This is a genomic window from Seohaeicola saemankumensis (assembly GCF_021021435.1).
Taxonomy (GTDB): Bacteria; Pseudomonadota; Alphaproteobacteria; order Rhodobacterales; family Rhodobacteraceae; genus Seohaeicola.
On record NZ_JAINWI010000016.1, the window covers coordinates 18535 to 34861 of the forward strand.

At 61.8% G+C, this 16327-nt stretch carries 16 protein-coding genes; 10 read left to right on the plus strand and 6 right to left on the minus strand.

Annotated features, from left to right (window positions below; genetic code table 11):
* Nucleotides 1-37: 37 nt before the first annotated feature.
* The 10 genes from K7H22_RS14870 (at nucleotide 38) to K7H22_RS14915 (ending at nucleotide 9991) form a co-directional block, all read left to right on the plus strand.
* Nucleotides 38-1237: an amino acid ABC transporter substrate-binding protein gene (locus K7H22_RS14870; protein ID WP_230801663.1), complete on the plus strand. Its 1200-nt coding sequence runs from the start codon at nucleotides 38-40 to the stop codon at nucleotides 1235-1237.
* Nucleotides 1238-1310: 73 nt separating this feature from the next.
* Complete coding sequence (locus K7H22_RS14875; protein ID WP_230801664.1) at nucleotides 1311-2177, plus strand: branched-chain amino acid ABC transporter permease; 867 nt, start codon at nucleotides 1311-1313, stop codon at nucleotides 2175-2177.
* On the plus strand, nucleotides 2174-3112 hold the full coding sequence (locus K7H22_RS14880; RefSeq protein WP_230801665.1) for a branched-chain amino acid ABC transporter permease: 939 nt from the start codon (nucleotides 2174-2176) through the stop codon (nucleotides 3110-3112). Before K7H22_RS14875 ends, K7H22_RS14880 begins: the two co-directional genes overlap by 4 nt.
* Nucleotides 3109-3840 (plus strand): ABC transporter ATP-binding protein, encoded by a 732-nt coding sequence (locus tag K7H22_RS14885; RefSeq protein WP_230801666.1) that lies wholly within the window; start codon nucleotides 3109-3111, stop codon nucleotides 3838-3840. The genes K7H22_RS14880 and K7H22_RS14885 overlap by 4 nt, the downstream gene beginning before the upstream one ends.
* Nucleotides 3833-5026, plus strand: coding sequence for an ABC transporter ATP-binding protein (locus K7H22_RS14890; RefSeq protein ID WP_230801667.1), 1194 nt, complete (start codon nucleotides 3833-3835; stop codon nucleotides 5024-5026). The genes K7H22_RS14885 and K7H22_RS14890 overlap by 8 nt, the downstream gene beginning before the upstream one ends.
* A gap of 10 nt (nucleotides 5027-5036) precedes the next feature.
* Nucleotides 5037-6509: an aldehyde dehydrogenase family protein gene (locus K7H22_RS14895; RefSeq protein ID WP_230801668.1), complete on the plus strand. Its 1473-nt coding sequence runs from the start codon at nucleotides 5037-5039 to the stop codon at nucleotides 6507-6509.
* Nucleotides 6509-7315, plus strand: a complete 807-nt coding sequence (locus K7H22_RS14900; protein WP_230801669.1) for a coniferyl-alcohol dehydrogenase — start codon at nucleotides 6509-6511, stop codon at nucleotides 7313-7315. Before K7H22_RS14895 ends, K7H22_RS14900 begins: the two co-directional genes overlap by 1 nt.
* 13 nt (nucleotides 7316-7328) lie before the next feature.
* The gene (locus K7H22_RS14905) at nucleotides 7329-8888 is read left to right on the plus strand and encodes a flotillin family protein (RefSeq protein ID WP_230801670.1); all 1560 of its coding nucleotides are present in this window, start codon (nucleotides 7329-7331) and stop codon (nucleotides 8886-8888) included.
* 147 nt (nucleotides 8889-9035) lie between these two features.
* Nucleotides 9036-9503 carry an antitoxin Xre/MbcA/ParS toxin-binding domain-containing protein gene (locus tag K7H22_RS14910; RefSeq protein WP_230801671.1) on the plus strand — a complete coding sequence of 156 codons (468 nt, stop codon included), beginning with the start codon at nucleotides 9036-9038 and terminating at the stop codon, nucleotides 9501-9503.
* A complete protein-coding gene (locus tag K7H22_RS14915; protein ID WP_230801672.1) occupies nucleotides 9500-9991 on the plus strand; it encodes an RES family NAD+ phosphorylase in 492 nt (163 codons plus the stop codon). Before K7H22_RS14910 ends, K7H22_RS14915 begins: the two co-directional genes overlap by 4 nt.
* Nucleotides 9992-10006: 15 nt before the next feature.
* Here the strand turns inward: K7H22_RS14915 and idi are convergent, their stop codons facing one another.
* From idi to K7H22_RS14945, 6 genes are all read right to left on the minus strand, one after another.
* A complete protein-coding gene (gene idi / locus K7H22_RS14920) occupies nucleotides 10007-10558 on the minus strand; it encodes an isopentenyl-diphosphate Delta-isomerase (RefSeq protein WP_230801673.1) in 552 nt (183 codons plus the stop codon).
* On the minus strand, nucleotides 10555-11733 hold the full coding sequence (locus K7H22_RS14925) for a geranylgeranyl diphosphate reductase (protein ID WP_230801674.1): 1179 nt from the start codon (nucleotides 11731-11733) through the stop codon (nucleotides 10555-10557). The genes idi and K7H22_RS14925 overlap by 4 nt, the downstream gene beginning before the upstream one ends.
* 2 nt (nucleotides 11734-11735) lie before the next feature.
* The gene (locus tag K7H22_RS14930; protein WP_230801675.1) at nucleotides 11736-13019 is read right to left on the minus strand and encodes a BCD family MFS transporter; all 1284 of its coding nucleotides are present in this window, start codon (nucleotides 13017-13019) and stop codon (nucleotides 11736-11738) included.
* Nucleotides 13016-13924 carry a chlorophyll synthase ChlG gene (gene chlG, locus K7H22_RS14935; protein ID WP_230801676.1) on the minus strand — a complete coding sequence of 303 codons (909 nt, stop codon included), beginning with the start codon at nucleotides 13922-13924 and terminating at the stop codon, nucleotides 13016-13018. The genes K7H22_RS14930 and chlG overlap by 4 nt, the downstream gene beginning before the upstream one ends.
* 109 nt (nucleotides 13925-14033) lie before the next feature.
* Entirely contained in the window at nucleotides 14034-15452 is a 1419-nt protein-coding gene (ppsR, locus tag K7H22_RS14940) for a transcriptional regulator PpsR (protein WP_230801677.1), read from the minus strand.
* Nucleotides 15453-16259 carry a cobalamin B12-binding domain-containing protein gene (locus K7H22_RS14945; protein ID WP_230801678.1) on the minus strand — a complete coding sequence of 269 codons (807 nt, stop codon included), beginning with the start codon at nucleotides 16257-16259 and terminating at the stop codon, nucleotides 15453-15455.
* Between the last annotated feature and the right edge of the window lie 68 nt (nucleotides 16260-16327).

Below are 16327 nucleotides of genomic sequence, written 5' to 3' on the forward strand. Positions count from 1 at the left end.
CCCACGACAACCCCACACACCTTGGAGGAGGATCACCATGAAACGCAGAACTGCCCTGAAATTCGCAGCCGCCCTTGCGCTGACGACCAGCCTTGCCACGGGCGCTGTCTGCGCCGAGACCATCAAGATCGGCGCGGCTGCCCCCAAGACCGGCCCGCTGGCAGGTGGTGCCGCTGTCAGCCAGTGGCCCAATGTGACCCTTTGGGCCGCGCAGGTGAACGAACGTGGCGGGCTCAATGTTGGCGGCACGATGATGCCCGTCGAGATTATCGAATATGACGACCAGACCAATCCCGGCGAGACCATCAAGGCGATCCAGCGTCTTGCCACGCAGGACGAGGTCAACTTCATCGTCTCGCCCTATGGCACGGGTCTTGTTGTGGCCGCCGCCCCGATCTTTGCGCGCTACGGCTATCCGCTGATTGCGGTGTCGGCCATCACCGACCAGCAGCCGGCGCTGTCCAAGCAGTTCCCCGATATGTTCTTCACGCTGGGCACCACATCGGCGCTGGCCGAGGATACTGTGAAGATCCTGACCGACATGCGTGAAGCCGGTCAGCTTGGCAACAAGATCGCCATGGTCAACGTGGCCGACGCTTTCGGCATCGAGTTGGCAGACGTGGCGCGTGGCAAATTCAACGAAGCAGGGTTCGAGATCGTCTATGACTCCTCCTATCCGCTGGGCACGCAGGATCTGTCGCCGGTGATTAAGGGCGCGAAAGCGGCTGCACCGGACGCGTACGTAGCATGGTCCTATCCGCCGGATACCTTTGCGCTGACCGAACAGGCGGTGATCGAGGATCTGCAGGTGCAGGCCTTCTATACCGCCGTGGCAACCCCCTTCCCCGCCTTTGGCGCGCGCTTTGGTGCGGCGGCCAATGGTGTGATGGGGCCGGGCGGTGTGAACGTGGACGATGCGAGGTTTCAGGAATACGCCAAAGCGCATGAGGCCGTGACAGGCGCCAAGCCGGATTTCTGGGCATCCGCCACAACCTATGCCTCGCTGGAAATCTTTGAACAGTCGATCGAGGCGGTCGGACTGGATCGCAAAGCCGTGGCAGACCATCTGCGGACCGGCACTTTCGATACGGTGCTTGGCCCGATCAGCTTTGACGAGAACAACAACAATCAGGCTTTCTGGACCGTTGGCCAGTGGCAGGACGGTGTGTTCAAGGGCGTCGCCTCGCGCAATCGCGACGGGTCTGTGCCTGTGATCCTCAAGGATGGCTGGCAGTAATCTGTGACAAGGGGTGCTCCGGTAAGGCCGGGGCACCTTTTCAGGCGGTGCAAGACGCAGGAACGGAACGCGGATGGATATTCTGATCACAGGGCTTTTGCTGGGCGGCACCTATGCGCTGATCGCGATGGGGCTGAACCTGCAATATGGCGTGGCCCGCATCATGAACCTTGCCAATGGCGAGATGCTGGTGGCGGGCGGTTTCGCGGCCTTCTGGATGTATACCGCCGGTCAGATCAGCCCCTTTCTGACGATCTTTCTGCTGGCCCCGCTGACCTTTGTGCTGAACTGGCTGATTTACCGCATCATGCTGCAACCGCTGGTGAAACGCGCCAAATCGCGCGGACAGCTTGAAACGGACAGCATCCTGGCCACTTTCGGTTTGTCCTTCGTGATGGTCGGGCTGATGCTGTCTGTCTTCGGCGGCGACTATTTCAACTATTCCTATCTGGCGCGGCCTATCGTGATCGTGGGCGATACTTTTGCCCTGAACCGCGTGGCCGCATTTCTGGCGGCTGTCGTGATCTGCGGCGCGCTTTATCTGTGGCTGAACCACAGCCGTGCGGGACTGTCGATCCGGGCGATTGCCGTGGCCCCCGACAGTGCGCGCCTTGTGGGGATCAACGTGACACATCTGGCAGCCTTGGCCTTTGGACTGGGGGGCGCTGTGACGGCTGTCGGCGGTGCGCTGCTATCGACCTATCTGACGCTGGATGCCTCGACCGGCGTGATCTTTACGCTGAAGGCGCTGATTATCGTGATCATGGGCGGCGTGGGCGATGTGCGCGGCACGATCATCGCGGCGCTGCTTCTGGGGATCGTGGAAACGCTGGTCGCAAGCCTGCTTGATCCCGGCCTGACGCTGGCCGCGGCCTATACGCTGTTCATCCTGATCCTGCTCTTCCGTCCGCAGGGCCTGTGCGGAAAGAAACCAACATGACCGGCACCGATATCCGCAATCTGATCCTGTCCGCCATTGCACTGGGAATTTGCGCGCTGCTGCCGCTTTCCGGCTCGGGCTACTGGCTGTCGATCGGTGTGACCATCGCGATGTTTACCGTGCTGGCCACAAGCTGGGCGCTGTTTTCGGGGCCGACGCATTACATCTCGCTGGCGACGGCGGCGTTCTTTGGGGTGGGCACCTATGTCACCGGTCTGGGGTTCGAGACCCTGCCCTTCTGGTCGCTGATCGGGATTGCCGGGGTCATTGGCGCGGTGCTGGCGGCGCTTGTCGGTCTGGCAACGCTGCGCCTGTCGGGGGTTTATTTCGTGATCTTCACCCTTGGTCTGGCCGAGCTTGTCCGGCAGGTGATTACGTGGTTCCAGAACAAATCCGGCCAGAAAGGTCTCTATGTCCTGACCGATATATCAGAGGCGGGCATCTACTGGATGCTGTTGTCGCTGGCGACCGCCGTGTTCCTGACCGGCTGGCTGATCGGACGCTCGCGTCTTGGTTTCGCGCTGCGGATCATCGGCGATGATGAAACCGTCGCGGTGCATTCCGGCATCAACTCGGCGCTGTCCAAGGTGCTGTTGTTCATGGTGCCGGGGTCGGTGGCCGCGATGACAGGCGCGATCCTTGCGCCGCGCTATGTCTATATCGAACCCAGCCTTGCCTTTGCGCCGATGCTGTCCTTTCAGGTCGTGATCATGGCGCTGCTGGGCGGGGCGGGGCGTTTGTGGGGCCCGCTTGTCGGCGTGATCCCGTTCACCCTGCTGTGGGAATCGATCTCGTCCAACTTCCCGCAGCAGACAACCTTGCTGCTGGGTGTGGCCTTCCTGATCATCGTCTATGCACTGCCGCGCGGCTTCGTGGGGCTGCTGGATGATCTGCGTCACCGCACCCGCGCCCGAATGGCCGAGGGCGTGGCATGAGCAATACAGTCCTTTCCCTGCGCGGTGTCACCAAGCGGTTCGGCGGTCTGGTCGCCGTGAATGCGATGGATTTCGACGTGACCGAGCATCAGGTCATGGGCCTGATCGGGCCGAACGGGTCGGGAAAATCGACCACGCTCAACCTGATATCGGGCGCTCTCAAGGTCTCGGGTGGTGAGATTTCACTGCGCGGCACGCCCATCACCGCCCTGCCCGCCGAACAGATCAACCGGCGCGGAATTGCACGCACTTTCCAGCTTGTGCGCCTGCTGCCGTCCATGTCGGTGCTGGAAAATGTGGTTGCGGGGGCCGTGTTTGGCCACAAGCGCCGTTGGGGTCAGGATGCGCGCCGCCATGCCGAAACCCTGCTGGCCCGAGTCGGACTGGAAGGCAAAGGCCATCTGCGCGTGGGGCAACTGACCTATATCGACACGAAACGCGTCGAACTGGCCCGCGTGCTGGCGAGCGATCCCAAACTTTTGCTGCTGGATGAATGGCTGGCGGGTCTGAACCCCAGCGAATTGCAGATCGGGATTACCCTGATCAAATCGCTGCGCGACGAGGGGCGCACGATCATTCTGGTCGAACATGTCATGGATGCGATCCGGTCGCTTTGCGACACTTGCGTGGTTATGGCCTCGGGCACGAAAATCGCCCAAGGCACGCCGCAGCAGGTGCTGTCCGATCCGGATGTGATCCGTGCCTATCTGGGGGATGACGATGTCTAGAACCGGAGGTCTTGAGGTCCGCAACCTGTCTGTCAGCTATGGCAAGCACCGCGCTTTGGAGGATGTGTCGATCACCGTCCGCCCCGGCGAGATCGTGGTGATTTTGGGCGCGAACGGTGCGGGCAAATCGACATTGCTGAAGGCGGTCAGCGGCATTTGCGAGGGCAAGGTCGCAGGCGCGGTCTTGCTGGAGAACGAGGAACTGACAGGCCTGCCCGCCAACCGTATCCTTGATCACGGGATCGCCCTTGTGCCCGAGGGGCGCGGCGTGTTCGGTGATCTGACCGTGCGCGAGAACCTGACGCTGGGCGCCTATTCCGCCCGTGCGCGCGACGACCAGGCCGCCAATCTGGAACGGGTGCATAGCCTGTTTCCCAAGCTGATCGAACGGCGGGGGCAGGTCGTGCGGACCATGTCGGGCGGCGAGCAGCAGATGGTCGCCATCGGGCGCGCCATGATGTCGAACCCGCAAATCCTGACGCTGGACGAGCCATCGCTGGGCCTGTCGCCACTGCTGTGCAAGGAGCTGTTCCAGAACCTCAAGAAAGTGCGCGATGTCGGTATCGGTATCCTGCTGGTGGAACAGAACGCCAAGCAAAGCCTTGCGATTGCCGACCGTGGCTATCTTCTGGAAAACGCCCATATCGTGCATGAGGACAGCGCCAAGGCGCTGATCAGCGATCCGGCGGTGCAGGCGGCCTATCTGGGCGCGGGTGGTGGTGCGGCGGCCCCGCAGATGCATGATGCAGCGCCAGAGGCTCAAGCCGTGGATGTGCCGACTATGCCGCAAGCAGGCTTTACCGTCAGGCCCCGCCCCTCGCAAACCGTGTCGGCGGATGCCGTGCTGGGCCGGTCCGTTGCCGATCTGGTGGCACAGGCCAGCCAGCGCCAGCAAAAGGCGGTCAGCGACAAACGCAACGCGCCCGCGCCCACCAGCGCAGCGGCGCAGAACGACCGGCTTGCCGCGACGCTGTCGGACATCGAACGCGCCGCCCAAGCCGCCCGCCGCCCGGGCGTGATCGAACGGAGCCACCCGCAGGATCACGCCGCAGCGCAAGCCCAACCGCAACCTGCCCCCGCGCCAAAGACCCCCGATGGCCCGCCCGTGACCATCGAGGTTTACCGCGCCCCCCGTGTCGAAGTCTGGCGCCGCAGGCCCGGTGCCGACCAGTTCGACCACTCCTAGGAGAAACAAGATGCTCGACTCGCACAGCATGAAAACCGTCAAGGGCATGTATATCGGCGGCAACTGGGTTGCCGGCCAAAGCAGCTTTGACGATATCAACCCCTCTGACGGATCGCTTTACGCCCGCATCCCCGATGGTGGCCGTCATGAGACCCGCATGGCGATCGAGGCGGCACAAGCCGCGTTTCCGGCATGGTCGACCCTGATGTTTCAGGAACGCGCCCATTACATGCTGAAAATCGCCGATATCTGGGAAAAGCGCGCCCCCGATTTCGTAGCCGCTGCACAGGTCGAGGGTGGCGGCTGGTTCGGCAAGGGCATGTTCGAGGCGGGTTATGTGTCAGAAGTCTTCCGCGCGGCGGCCGGTGTGCTTTACGGCAATATCGGCGAGGTGCTTCCCTCCGAGCATGGCAAATTCTCGACCGCTGTGCGCTATCCGATGGGTGTGATCAGCGTCATCAGCCCGTGGAACATGCCCGGTATCCTGACCGCGCGCGGCTTTGCCTTTCCCTTGGCGGCAGGCAACACAATCGTTCTGAAACCTTCCGAGGATACGCCCTATGCAGGCGGGCTTTTCTTTGCCGAGGTGCTGGAAGAGGCAGGCATCCCCAAGGGCGTGTTCAACGTCATCACCTGTAGCCGCGACCGCGTGCAGGACATGGGCGACGAGATGATCGAGAACCCGCTGGTCAAGGGCATTTCCTTCACCGGATCAACCCCCGTGGGTCGCCAGATTGCGGCCAAGGCGGGCGCGCATCTGAAAAAATGCTGCGTTGAACTTGGCGGCAAGGACAGCCTGATCGTGCTGGAAGACGCCGATATGGAGCGCGCTACAAGTGCGGCCAGTTTCGGCAGTTTCATGCATCAGGGCCAGATTTGCATGAGCGTGGAAAAGGTGCTGGTGCAGGAAAGCATCTATGCCGATTTCCTGCGGCAATTCGTGGCCCGCGCGTCGAAGCTGAAAACAGGTGATACCAAAGACAAGGCCAATGTGATCGGTCCCCTGATCAACGAACGGCAGGTCGCGCGGGTCAAGCACCAGATCGAGGATGCTTTGGCCAAGGGCGCCAAGGCCGTGTTGGGCGGCCGCGTCTGGGACCGCTACGTGGAGCCTACGATCCTGACCAACGTCACCCCCGACATGGATGTCTGGCGCGATGAAACATTCGGCCCTGTCGCCATCGTCGTGCCGTTCAAGACGGATACCGAGGCGATCGCCATGAACAATGACACCGAATACGGCCTGTCCGCCGGTATCATCACCCGCAACGAGGAACGCGCCCTGCGGATGGCGCGGCATCTGGAAACGGGGATGTGCCACGTCAACTGCTCGTCCATCAATGACGAACCACACGTGCCCTTTGGTGGATCAAAAGCCTCCGGCCTTGGGCGGCATGGTGGCAAGTGGTCGCTTGAGACTTTCACCGAAACGCGCTGGATCACGCTTGACCGTGGCCACCGCCCCTATCCGCCGGTGTTCTGATGGCTGCGTGGGAGAAAAGCCCCCTTCTGAAGGGCAAGGTGATCGTTGTGACCGGATCGGCCAGCGGCATCGGGTTTGAGACTGCGCGCCTGTGCACCGCAATGGGCGCGACCGTGCTGGGCGTCGATGTGACCAAGCGTTTTGACCATGTCGAGGAGTTCTACCGCGCCGATCTGACCGACGGGCGCACGATTGACGCGCTGGTGGATGCGCTGCCACAGGGGATCGACGGGATCGCCAATATCGCGGGCCTGCCGCCGACAGCCCCTGCCGACAAGGTGCTCAAGGTCAACCTGTTCGGGCTGAAACGCCTGACGCTGGGCCTGATCCCCAAGCTGAACGATGGTGCATCCATCGTGAATCTGGCGTCATTGGCGGGGTTCGGCTGGCCGCAAGCGGTGCCCGCGATCCGCGCCAGTGAAAGCGTGGATATCGACGATGTGACCTCCTTCATGGCGCAGCATGACATCACCAATGCCGGCGGGCGCAGCTATTTCTTTTCCAAGGAAGCGCTGATCGCGTGGACGCAGCAAAACCGCTGGACATGGCGGGATCGCGGCATCCGCATGAACAGCGTCAGCCCCGGCCCTGTGGATACGCCGATCCTTGGCGACTTCATCGAAACCCTAGGCACGCGCGCCGAGGAAGACATGCGCGTGATGGACCGCCCCGGACGGGCCGATGACATTGCGCCGGTCGTCGCTTTCCTGCTGTCGGACATGACCACTTGGGTCCGTGGCACCAATATCCCAGTCGACGGGGGCATGTCGTCGAACATCCTGTGCGAAATGCACGGGCTTATCTGAAGGAGAGGCTGATATGTCTGCTTTGGGCTGGATCATTGTCCTGATCATCATTGCCGCAGCGCTGATCGTGCTGGCCGCATGGTTCTATGACCGCGCCACGAACGAGGTGGCCTTGGTGAAAACCGGCATCGGCGGGCGGCGCGTCATCATTGACGGCGGCACATTGGCCCTGCCCTATTTCCACGAGATCACGCGCGTCAACATGCAGACGATCCGCATGACCGTGTCTCGCACGGGCGAGGCCGCACTGATCACCAAGGACCGTCTGCGCGTCGATGTGGGGGCTGATTTCTATGTCTCGGTGACGTCACAGGCCGATACGATCACCCGTGCCGCCCAAACCCTTGGCAAGCGTCTGTTCCAGCCCGACCAGTTGCGCGGGCTGATCGACGGGATGATGATTGACGCGCTGCGCTCGGTCGCGGCCCGTCTGACGATGGACGAGTTGCACGAGAACCGCGCCCAGTTTGTCCGCGAGGTGCGCGAGGGTCTGGCCGAGGCGATGGCGAATTACGGCTTGCAGCTTGATTCAGTCTCGCTGACAGCCCTCGACCAGACGCCGTTTTCCGCGCTGGACGAGAATAACGCCTTCAACGCGGTTGGTATGCGTAAACTGGCCGAGGTGATTGCCAAATCCAAGAAGGAGCGCGCCGAAATCCAGAGCGAAAGCGATGTATCCGTGCGCCGCGCCGCGATGGAAGCGGCCAAGCGCAAGCTGGAGATTGATCTGGAGGAGCGCCGCGCCGAGATCGCGCAAGGCCAAGAGATCGAAACCCTTCTGGCCGCGCAACTGGCCGAAGTGGCGCAGCGCAAGGCCGATAGCGAACGCACCGCAGCACAGGCCCGCATCCGTATGGAGCAGGATATTCAGGCCGCCGATATCGCCCGCGAACAGGCGATCCGCGTGGCCGAGATCGCGCAAAGCCGCGCGTTGGAGGATGCCGAGAGTGACCGTCAGATCCAGATTTCCACCAAAAGTCAGGAAGAAAGCCGCGCGCAGGCGCAGGCTGACACCGCCCGCGCCGAAGCTGTCACCGCGTCCGAGGCCGTGCAGACCGCCCGCGCCATGGCCGAGGCCGAGCGCCGCCGCGCATTGGCCCTGATCACCGCGCAGGAACAGGCCGAAGCCGCCGCGAAACGTGCCGAGATCGCTGCTGCATCCGACAAGGCGACCGCCGCTGACAAGGCCGATGCCCGCCGCGCCGAGGCCGAGGCGACCAAGACCGTGGAACTGGCGAAGGTCGAAGCCGAGCGTGCGCGTATCGATGCCGAGAATTCCCGCTCGGACGCAATCATCGCGATGGAACTGGAAAAAGCGCGACTGGAAGCGATGCCGCGCATTCTGGCCGAGATGGTGCGCCCTGCCGAGAAGATCACCGGCATCAGCATTAACCATCTGACCGGTGTCGGTGGCACGCGCGGCGACGGGTCCGACCGCCCCGCCTCACCCGTCAATGCCACGGTGGATGCGATCATGGATATGGCGGTGCAACTGCCAAGCCTGCAAAAACTGGGCGACCAGATCAGCGCCAATCTGGCCCAAGCCAGCGGCAAACCCAAACCGCACGACTGATCCTGGCAGCATGACAAGCAAAAGCCCTGCCGGATCACGGCGGGGCTTTTTGCATTCAGTCCTCTGCCCACTTGCGAAGTGGCGTTGTAAATGTGTCAAACGACGGCTATATTGTCGTCAAATGACATAAGCTGGTGAGGATACCCCATGAGCGCGCTTGACGCCTATATCAACCCCGAACAACTCCCCAGTTCAGAGGCGGGGCGGATTGGATTGATCCTTGGCCTGACAACCGAGGAGCCGATGACCGATGTCGCGTTGGCAGGCAAGGTCGGCGAAGGGTTGCTCCCTGCCGCGGCTGACAGACTTGCGGACTTTCTGGGTCGCGGGATGGTTGTCGGACAGATCATTCCCGAAGCAACGCTGCGCCGCGCCAGAAAAGACCGCAAGGTTCTGCCGCGCGAAATGAGCGAGCGACTTTATGAGATGAGCCGTGTCGTCGATGCTGTCGCGCGCGCCTATCACGGCGATCAGGATGCCGCGCACCGTTTCCTGACGACGCCACATCCGCTGCTGGATCATCAGGCTCCCTTGGATCTGGCGCGATCAAGTTCCGCTGGGGCCGATGCCGTCCTGAACCTGCTGCGTCGTGCCGAGGCAGGCTTTGCCCTATGAGGCACAGGAAACTTCCCGAAACGTGGAAGACCTACCGGATCGGCGATCCTGACGGGATATGGCCGATCTGGGACTCAGGTGGCGCAAGGCGCGCTTCAGGCCGATGGCACGAGGCAGGGGCCGATGTAATCTATGCCTCACGGACCTATTCCACGGCAATGTTGGAAAAACTGGTGCATTACAACGGCGCTTTGCCGCCCAATCAGCATTTTCTGGAAATCACGGTTCCCGCTGGTCTGTCCTATGAGGTCGTCAACCCCGATACAATTCCCGGCTGGGCCGCTGCTGATGGAAATGTTGCGCGGCGGCTTGGCACGGCGTGGTATAAAGAAACACGCGCGGCGATGCTGGTGGTGCCATCCGTGGTCGCACGCATGGAATTCAACGTTGTTTTCAATGCCGCACATCCGGAATTCCCGATGATCAAGCCGGGGCTTGAAATACCAGTCTGGTGGGACAAGCGGTTGTTTGACATCACGAAACGCTAAACCTGGCCGACTGGCCTATTCCTGCGACAGGCTGGCCAGATAGACCATATCCGGCCCGAAAATCCGGTCGCTATGTTCAGCCAGATAGATCTTCATCCACGGCGTGAAGCGTTCGGGCCAGCGCGCGACCTCGGCTTGCAGGTCCTGATAGTTGACCCAGCGCACCTCCATCACCTCGTCGGAGTTGGGGGTTACACTCAGCCCTTTGTCGGCGCGCGCCAGATAGATATCGACCACCTCGTGCTCGACCATGCCGGCCCCCACATCGGCGCGGTATTCCACGCAATCGCGATGTTCGGGATGCAGGCCGGTGATGCCCAACTCCTCGCGCAGGCGGCGCGTGGCGCAAACCTCCGGTGCTTCGTCCCAGTCGGGATGGGTGCAGCAGGTATTCGCCCACAGGCCCGGCGTGTGATATTTGCCCAGGGCGCGCCGCTGGATCAGCACATCGGTGCCACGGATCACAAAGACCGACACAGCCTTGTGACGCAAACCGCGCTTGTGCACTTCCAGCTTGTCGACGGGGGTCAACTCGTCATTGACCCAGGCGGGGATCATCAGGCTCATACGCGGTTCGCCGGAATAAGACGCGTCAGATGCGCGAGGTTTTTCAGGCCGATCTTGATATGCGCCATCGGCCTTGCACGCACCAATTTCTTGTTCATGTAAGCCTCGAATGTCAGGCGCTGCACATCCACATCATGGCAGAGCGATACAAACCGCTCGCGCCGCTCGTCCGACCTATAATAGGCATTCTGCATCGAGGCCAATACACGGAACACCATCTTGTGATCCTTCATGAACAATTGCCGCGCCAGCCTCAAGTCGCGCGCGCGACCCGTTGTCAGGCAGGCCGCCGCTGCCGTGGCCGCAACACGCCCGCCAACCATGGCATAGAATATCCCCTCGCCCGAAGACGGTGCCACAACACCTGCCGCATCGCCCGCCAGCAGCACATCGCTGCCATTGTCCCAGCGGTCCAGCGGTTTGAGCGGGATCGGCGCGCCCTCGCGCCGGATCGTTTTGCAATCGCTCAGGCCCGCCGCGGCGCGCAGATCGGCGGTTGCCTGCTTCAGATCGACGCTGTCCACCTCGGTGCCCATGCCGATGCTGGCGGATTTGCCATGCGGGAAAATCCAGCCGTAAAAATCGGGCGAAATCGCGCCGTCATAGATCACATCGCAGCGTTCGGGGTCATAGATCGCGGTTTTGGCAGGGGCCTCGATAATCTCGTGATAGGCCAGAACGTATGGGATCTTGTCACCGCCCGGCACTTCGGTGCGCCCCACCTTCGATCGCGCACCATCCGCGCCGATCACCAGCTTGGTGGTCAGGGATATCTCTTCGCCCGTGGCCTTGTCGCGGTAGATGACATGCGTGCCGCCTGCGTCGCGCTTGATCCGCAGATAGGTGCCCGTCAACCGCGTAGCCCCGGCATCTGCCGCGCGCACCCGCAGGAACTCGTCGAAATGTTCGCGGTCCACCATGCCGACAAATCCGTTCTCGATCGGGATATCGACCTTGCGTCCCGTGGGCGAGATCATGCGCGCGGTCGTGATCTTGGCGACGATCTGGCTGTCCGGCACATGAAAATCGGCGATCAGGCGTGGTGGAATGGCCCCGCCGCAGGGCTTGATCCGTCCGGCCCTGTCCAGCATCGCCACCTTGAAACCCGACCGCACCAGATCTTCGGCGGCAGTGGCACCCGAGGGGCCAGCGCCCACAACGACGACATCATACATTCTCATTCTCCCGGAACCAGTTGAGCGCCACCTCGGCGGCTTTCCATTATGCGTGTCGCCATGAACGCGGCGGCCAGAAACAATGCGGCTTCCGCTACGAAAACAGCACCGAATGCAGGCGCATCCTGACCAAGCAGTGCGCGCAGCGCATCGACCAAAGCTGCCCCCAGCAATCCGCCAAAGCCCGCCGCAATCGCTTGCGCGGCCCCCCACAACCCCATCCGCGTGCCCTCGCGCGCGCCGCGCCCCTCACCGGCCAGCGCCATCATCGACCCGATAGCCGCGACCGCAAACATGCCGTTGAAGAAACCCAGCGCCACGACGACCGGCACCAAGGGCGCGCCCGGTCCCATCGGACCAAGCAGCGTCAGCATGCCAAGGCTGGCCGCCGATCCAAGACAGCCCGCCACGACCCATGCGCGCAATGTGCCGATCCGCAGCCCTGTCGCGGCAATGCCCACGATCAGCATACCGATAAACACGCCACCATTCTGCGCGCCCGACAACGAGGTGGATTGCCCCGGTGTGAAACCGAAAACCAGACCGGCATAGGGTTCAAGGATCAGTTCCTGCATGAAATAGGCGGTCATCGACAAAAAGACGAACAGCGTGAACATGCGCGCCTTGGGTTCGCCCCAGACCTCGCGCAGGCCCTGGACAAACGGCATCTCGTCGGGTTCGGGTTGGGCATCCAGACCGCGTTCCACACGCCAGATTGCCAGCGTTGTCAGCACCACGGCTCCGCCTGTGACGATGGCGACAATCCGCATCAGCAACGCATGGCTATAGGGATCAAGATTGGCCCCCACGGTGCCCGCTGTTGCGGCAATGCCGAAAATCATCATCAGCCAAGTGATCGTTGCCGCCGCCGCACGGCGGTGCGGGGCGGTGGCCGTAGCCAGCAGCGCCAGAAGCGAGGTGCCCGAGGCCCCTGCCCCCAGACCGATCATCGCATAGGCCAGCACGGATACGGCAAGACCGGCCATGAAACTCGCCTCAAGCAGCGGTATCGCCATCGCTGCGGTAAAAGCCCCGCCTGCAAGAATCGCCATGCCCCCGATGATCCACCGCGTGCGGTTGCCCGAAGTGTCGGACCGGTAGCCCCAATTGGGCCGCGTGATCTGGATGCCATAGTGCAGCGCCACCAGAAACCCTGGCAGCAGGGCAGGCAGCGCCAGTTCCACCACCATCAGGCGGTTCAGGGTCGATGTCGTCAGAACAACCACCGCACCAAGGCACATCTGCACCAGACCAAGGCGCACAATGGACAGCCAAGAAAGCGTCACGGCAGCACCTCCAGCGTGCGGATGGCAAAGGCGGCAATCATCATGCCGCCCACGTAAAGCATGACGCCCGTGCCATTATACCATGGCGCGCGGCCCTTGGGATCGGTCAGCAGCACCCGCATCGCCCAGAGTTGCAGCGCCAGCACCGCGACAATCGCCAGCGCGTGCAGCGGTCTGTCCCACATGAAAAGCAGCGCGATGACCATTGCTTGCGGCAGGGCCATGACCCAGCAGGCCAGCCTTGCGGCGCGTTCCGGCCCCATTGTGACGGGCAGCGAATTCACCCCCATCTGGCGGTCGCCTTCCAGCGCCTTGAAATCGTTCAGTGTCATAATCCCATGCGCGCCAATCCCGTAAAGCAGCGCAATCACCACCACCGCCAGCGATGGCGAGCCCGCACTCAGCACAGCGGCGCCTGTGAACCATGGCAGGCTTTCATAGGACAGCCCGACCAGACCCGGCCCCCACCAGCCCGACCGCTTCAGGCGGACGGGTTCGGCGGAATAGGCCCATGCGGCCAGCACACCCACGACGGTTGCCCCGAAACCCCAAGGCCCAAGCTGCCAGCCGACCAGCAGCGACAGCGCCGTCATCGCCAGCGCGATCCACAGACCCCAACGGCCGGGAATACGCCCTGACGGGATCGGGCGGTCTGGCTCGTTGATGGCGTCAACGTGGCGGTCACACCAGTCATTTGCGGCTTGCGACATGCCGCAAACAATCGGACCAGCCAGGATGACGCCCAGAAGCACCAGCCCCCATTGGCCCGAAGGCGAAACACCCGAGGATACAACACCGCAGAGATAGGCCCACATCGGCGGAAACCATGTGATCGGTTTGATCAGCCGCAGCATCGCCGCCGGTTCTGGCATAGTCCGAATGTGTAAGGTTTGGTTTACAGTCATGTGTCAACTATGGCATTACATTGCGAGTCGACGCAAGAAAAACAACGGTCTGGAATTGCCTATAAATGTCGCATGAAGCGGATGGATTCAGCGTGCGGGGCAGCAGCCCTCAGTCGTCGCCGTCTTTGCTCAGAAGCCCGTATTTCCGCAGCTTCACGTAAAGGCTCTGCCGTGACAGGCCCAGCATTTCGGCGGCGGCCACACGGTTGTTGCGTGTCAGGGTCACGGCGGTCTCGATGCACATCTTCTCGACCACATCGGTGGTCTCGGCCACGATCTCTTTCAATGTCGCGGACCCGACCAGCTCCATGACGTTGTGTTGCGATCCCTCGTCCACCGTCGCGGCAGGCTTGCGAACCGCATCGACACGGCTGACATCGCGCATCACGAAACCGATAGACGGGTAGGAACGGTCATTCAGCCATGTTGTCGCCACTTCGATAGCGACCTTGCCACCGTAGTCATTGATCAGTTGTGTGCCATACATCCGCATATTGCCGGACCGCTGGGCATTGTCGATCAGCACATTCAGGTCGATCTGCCCGCGCGCCATGAAATCGCCAAGGCTGCGCCCCTTCACATCCGACATATGCGCTGCATCCGCCAGATTCAGGAAACTGTCATTGGCCGAGGCGATCACGCCCTTACTGTCGGTAAAGACAACCGCATCTGCCCCGCTGTGATAGAGCGTGGACAGGTTCATCGCCAGTTGGTCCTCGACCACGCGCGCATCCTCACCGGGATCAAGGCGGCAGATCAGGATACGTTCGCCACCTGCGCGAAAGACCGTCGGCGTCAGGGTCACACGCTTGCGGCTACGCCTTGTCTGGATTTCCAGATCCGAGACCGCCTCGGAAATTGCCAGATTGACCAGCGATTCCACAAATTCGCCGCTCCGCTTGTCCTTGAACTCCTGCGCGAAGGTCGCGCCTGTCAGATCTTCGCGCGACGCCCCCAGCAGGCTGGCTGCCGGATCGTTGATATCCTTGATCCGCCCCGTCCCGACCGAGACAAAGACGATAGCATCCCGCGTTGTCGCCAGCAGCAGCCGATAGCGGCTGTCAAACTCGCGCCGCGCCTCATAGCCGCGTTCCAGCGCCATTTGCGCCTGCACCAGATGTTGTTGCGTTTCTGCGATCAGCCGCAGGTCGCGCCCCAGCATCAGGATCTGGCCATCCGTGCCAATCCGGTGGAAGCTGTAGCGGATCGGGAATTCCCAGACGGCATTGTCGGAATGGTTCAACTCGACCGGGCGCAGGTTCTCGTCGCTGTCGATAAAGCGTTTCACCGCGTTCTCGAACTTGGGCACGCTTTCCGGTGTCAGGAATTGCTGGATACGCCGCCCTTCCCAGTGGTCCAGATTACCGTAGGAGCTGTCATTCTCGTTGATCAGCACCGACTGGATCAGGCAATCGCGGGAAATCACCAAAGCAATATCCGAAGCTGCCGCCACAATGCTGCGGAGAAATTCAGGTTCGATCAAGGGAACCGATCCGCTGGACCAGAAAGGAGAACCGCTTTTTGTCATCTATTCCGCCACAAGCCGTTTGTCGACCGAGCGTGTATCGAAATGCTTGAGGGCAAGTTGCAAATCATTCGTCGCAAGGTCCACGCCGGTTCTGGTCTGGGCATCCGAAACCTGTGTGAGGATCAGACCACCAAGGATCATCGGTGGTGCATTTCGAACAGTCATTCTAATGTGTTTAACGAATTCGCTTATCGGATCAAGTGCTTGTGATCGCGCACAGGAAAACATGATCAGATCGTACCAGTCCTGCCGCAGCGCCTTGCGCATATCGGTCATCGTCACGCCGGTGATCACGCGCACCGAATGGCCGTCATGGCGCAGGCGCGCGGCAATGGTGGCCATGCCCAGCGTGTGCAGATCATTGTCGCAAATGACCAGAAGGACACCAAGCTGTTCCGACCCGCGACGCGGCACGATGCTGTCGCTCCAGTCCGAGGACAGCATCCGCACCATGTCCTGCAACCGCGCAGAGGCCGTGGTGACCTGTGCGAAACTTTTGTCGTCCTGATCCCACTGGCAACCAAGATGGCGCGCAGCCTCAGGGATGTAGCATTTGATGATATCGAGGTCCGACAGATGGGCGCGACGCAACATGTCCAATGCTGCCCCGGTATCGAAACCGCGCGGATCGCTGATTGCGGCCAGCAGCCTGTCGATGATCGCATCGCACAAAAGCGCCGTCTCCGCCGTGCTGCGCTGGCGCAACACCGAGATGACGCGGCTAGCCAGATCTCCGACCTGAAACATCCCCTTGAGCGCAGAAACCTGCGCGCCTGAGGTGTCGAGCTGATTGGGTCTTCTGGACATCTGCCCCCCGCGACCTGTCTCGAAAGGCGCGCCACCGAGCGCGATGCGCCCAAACTGAACCTTCACAG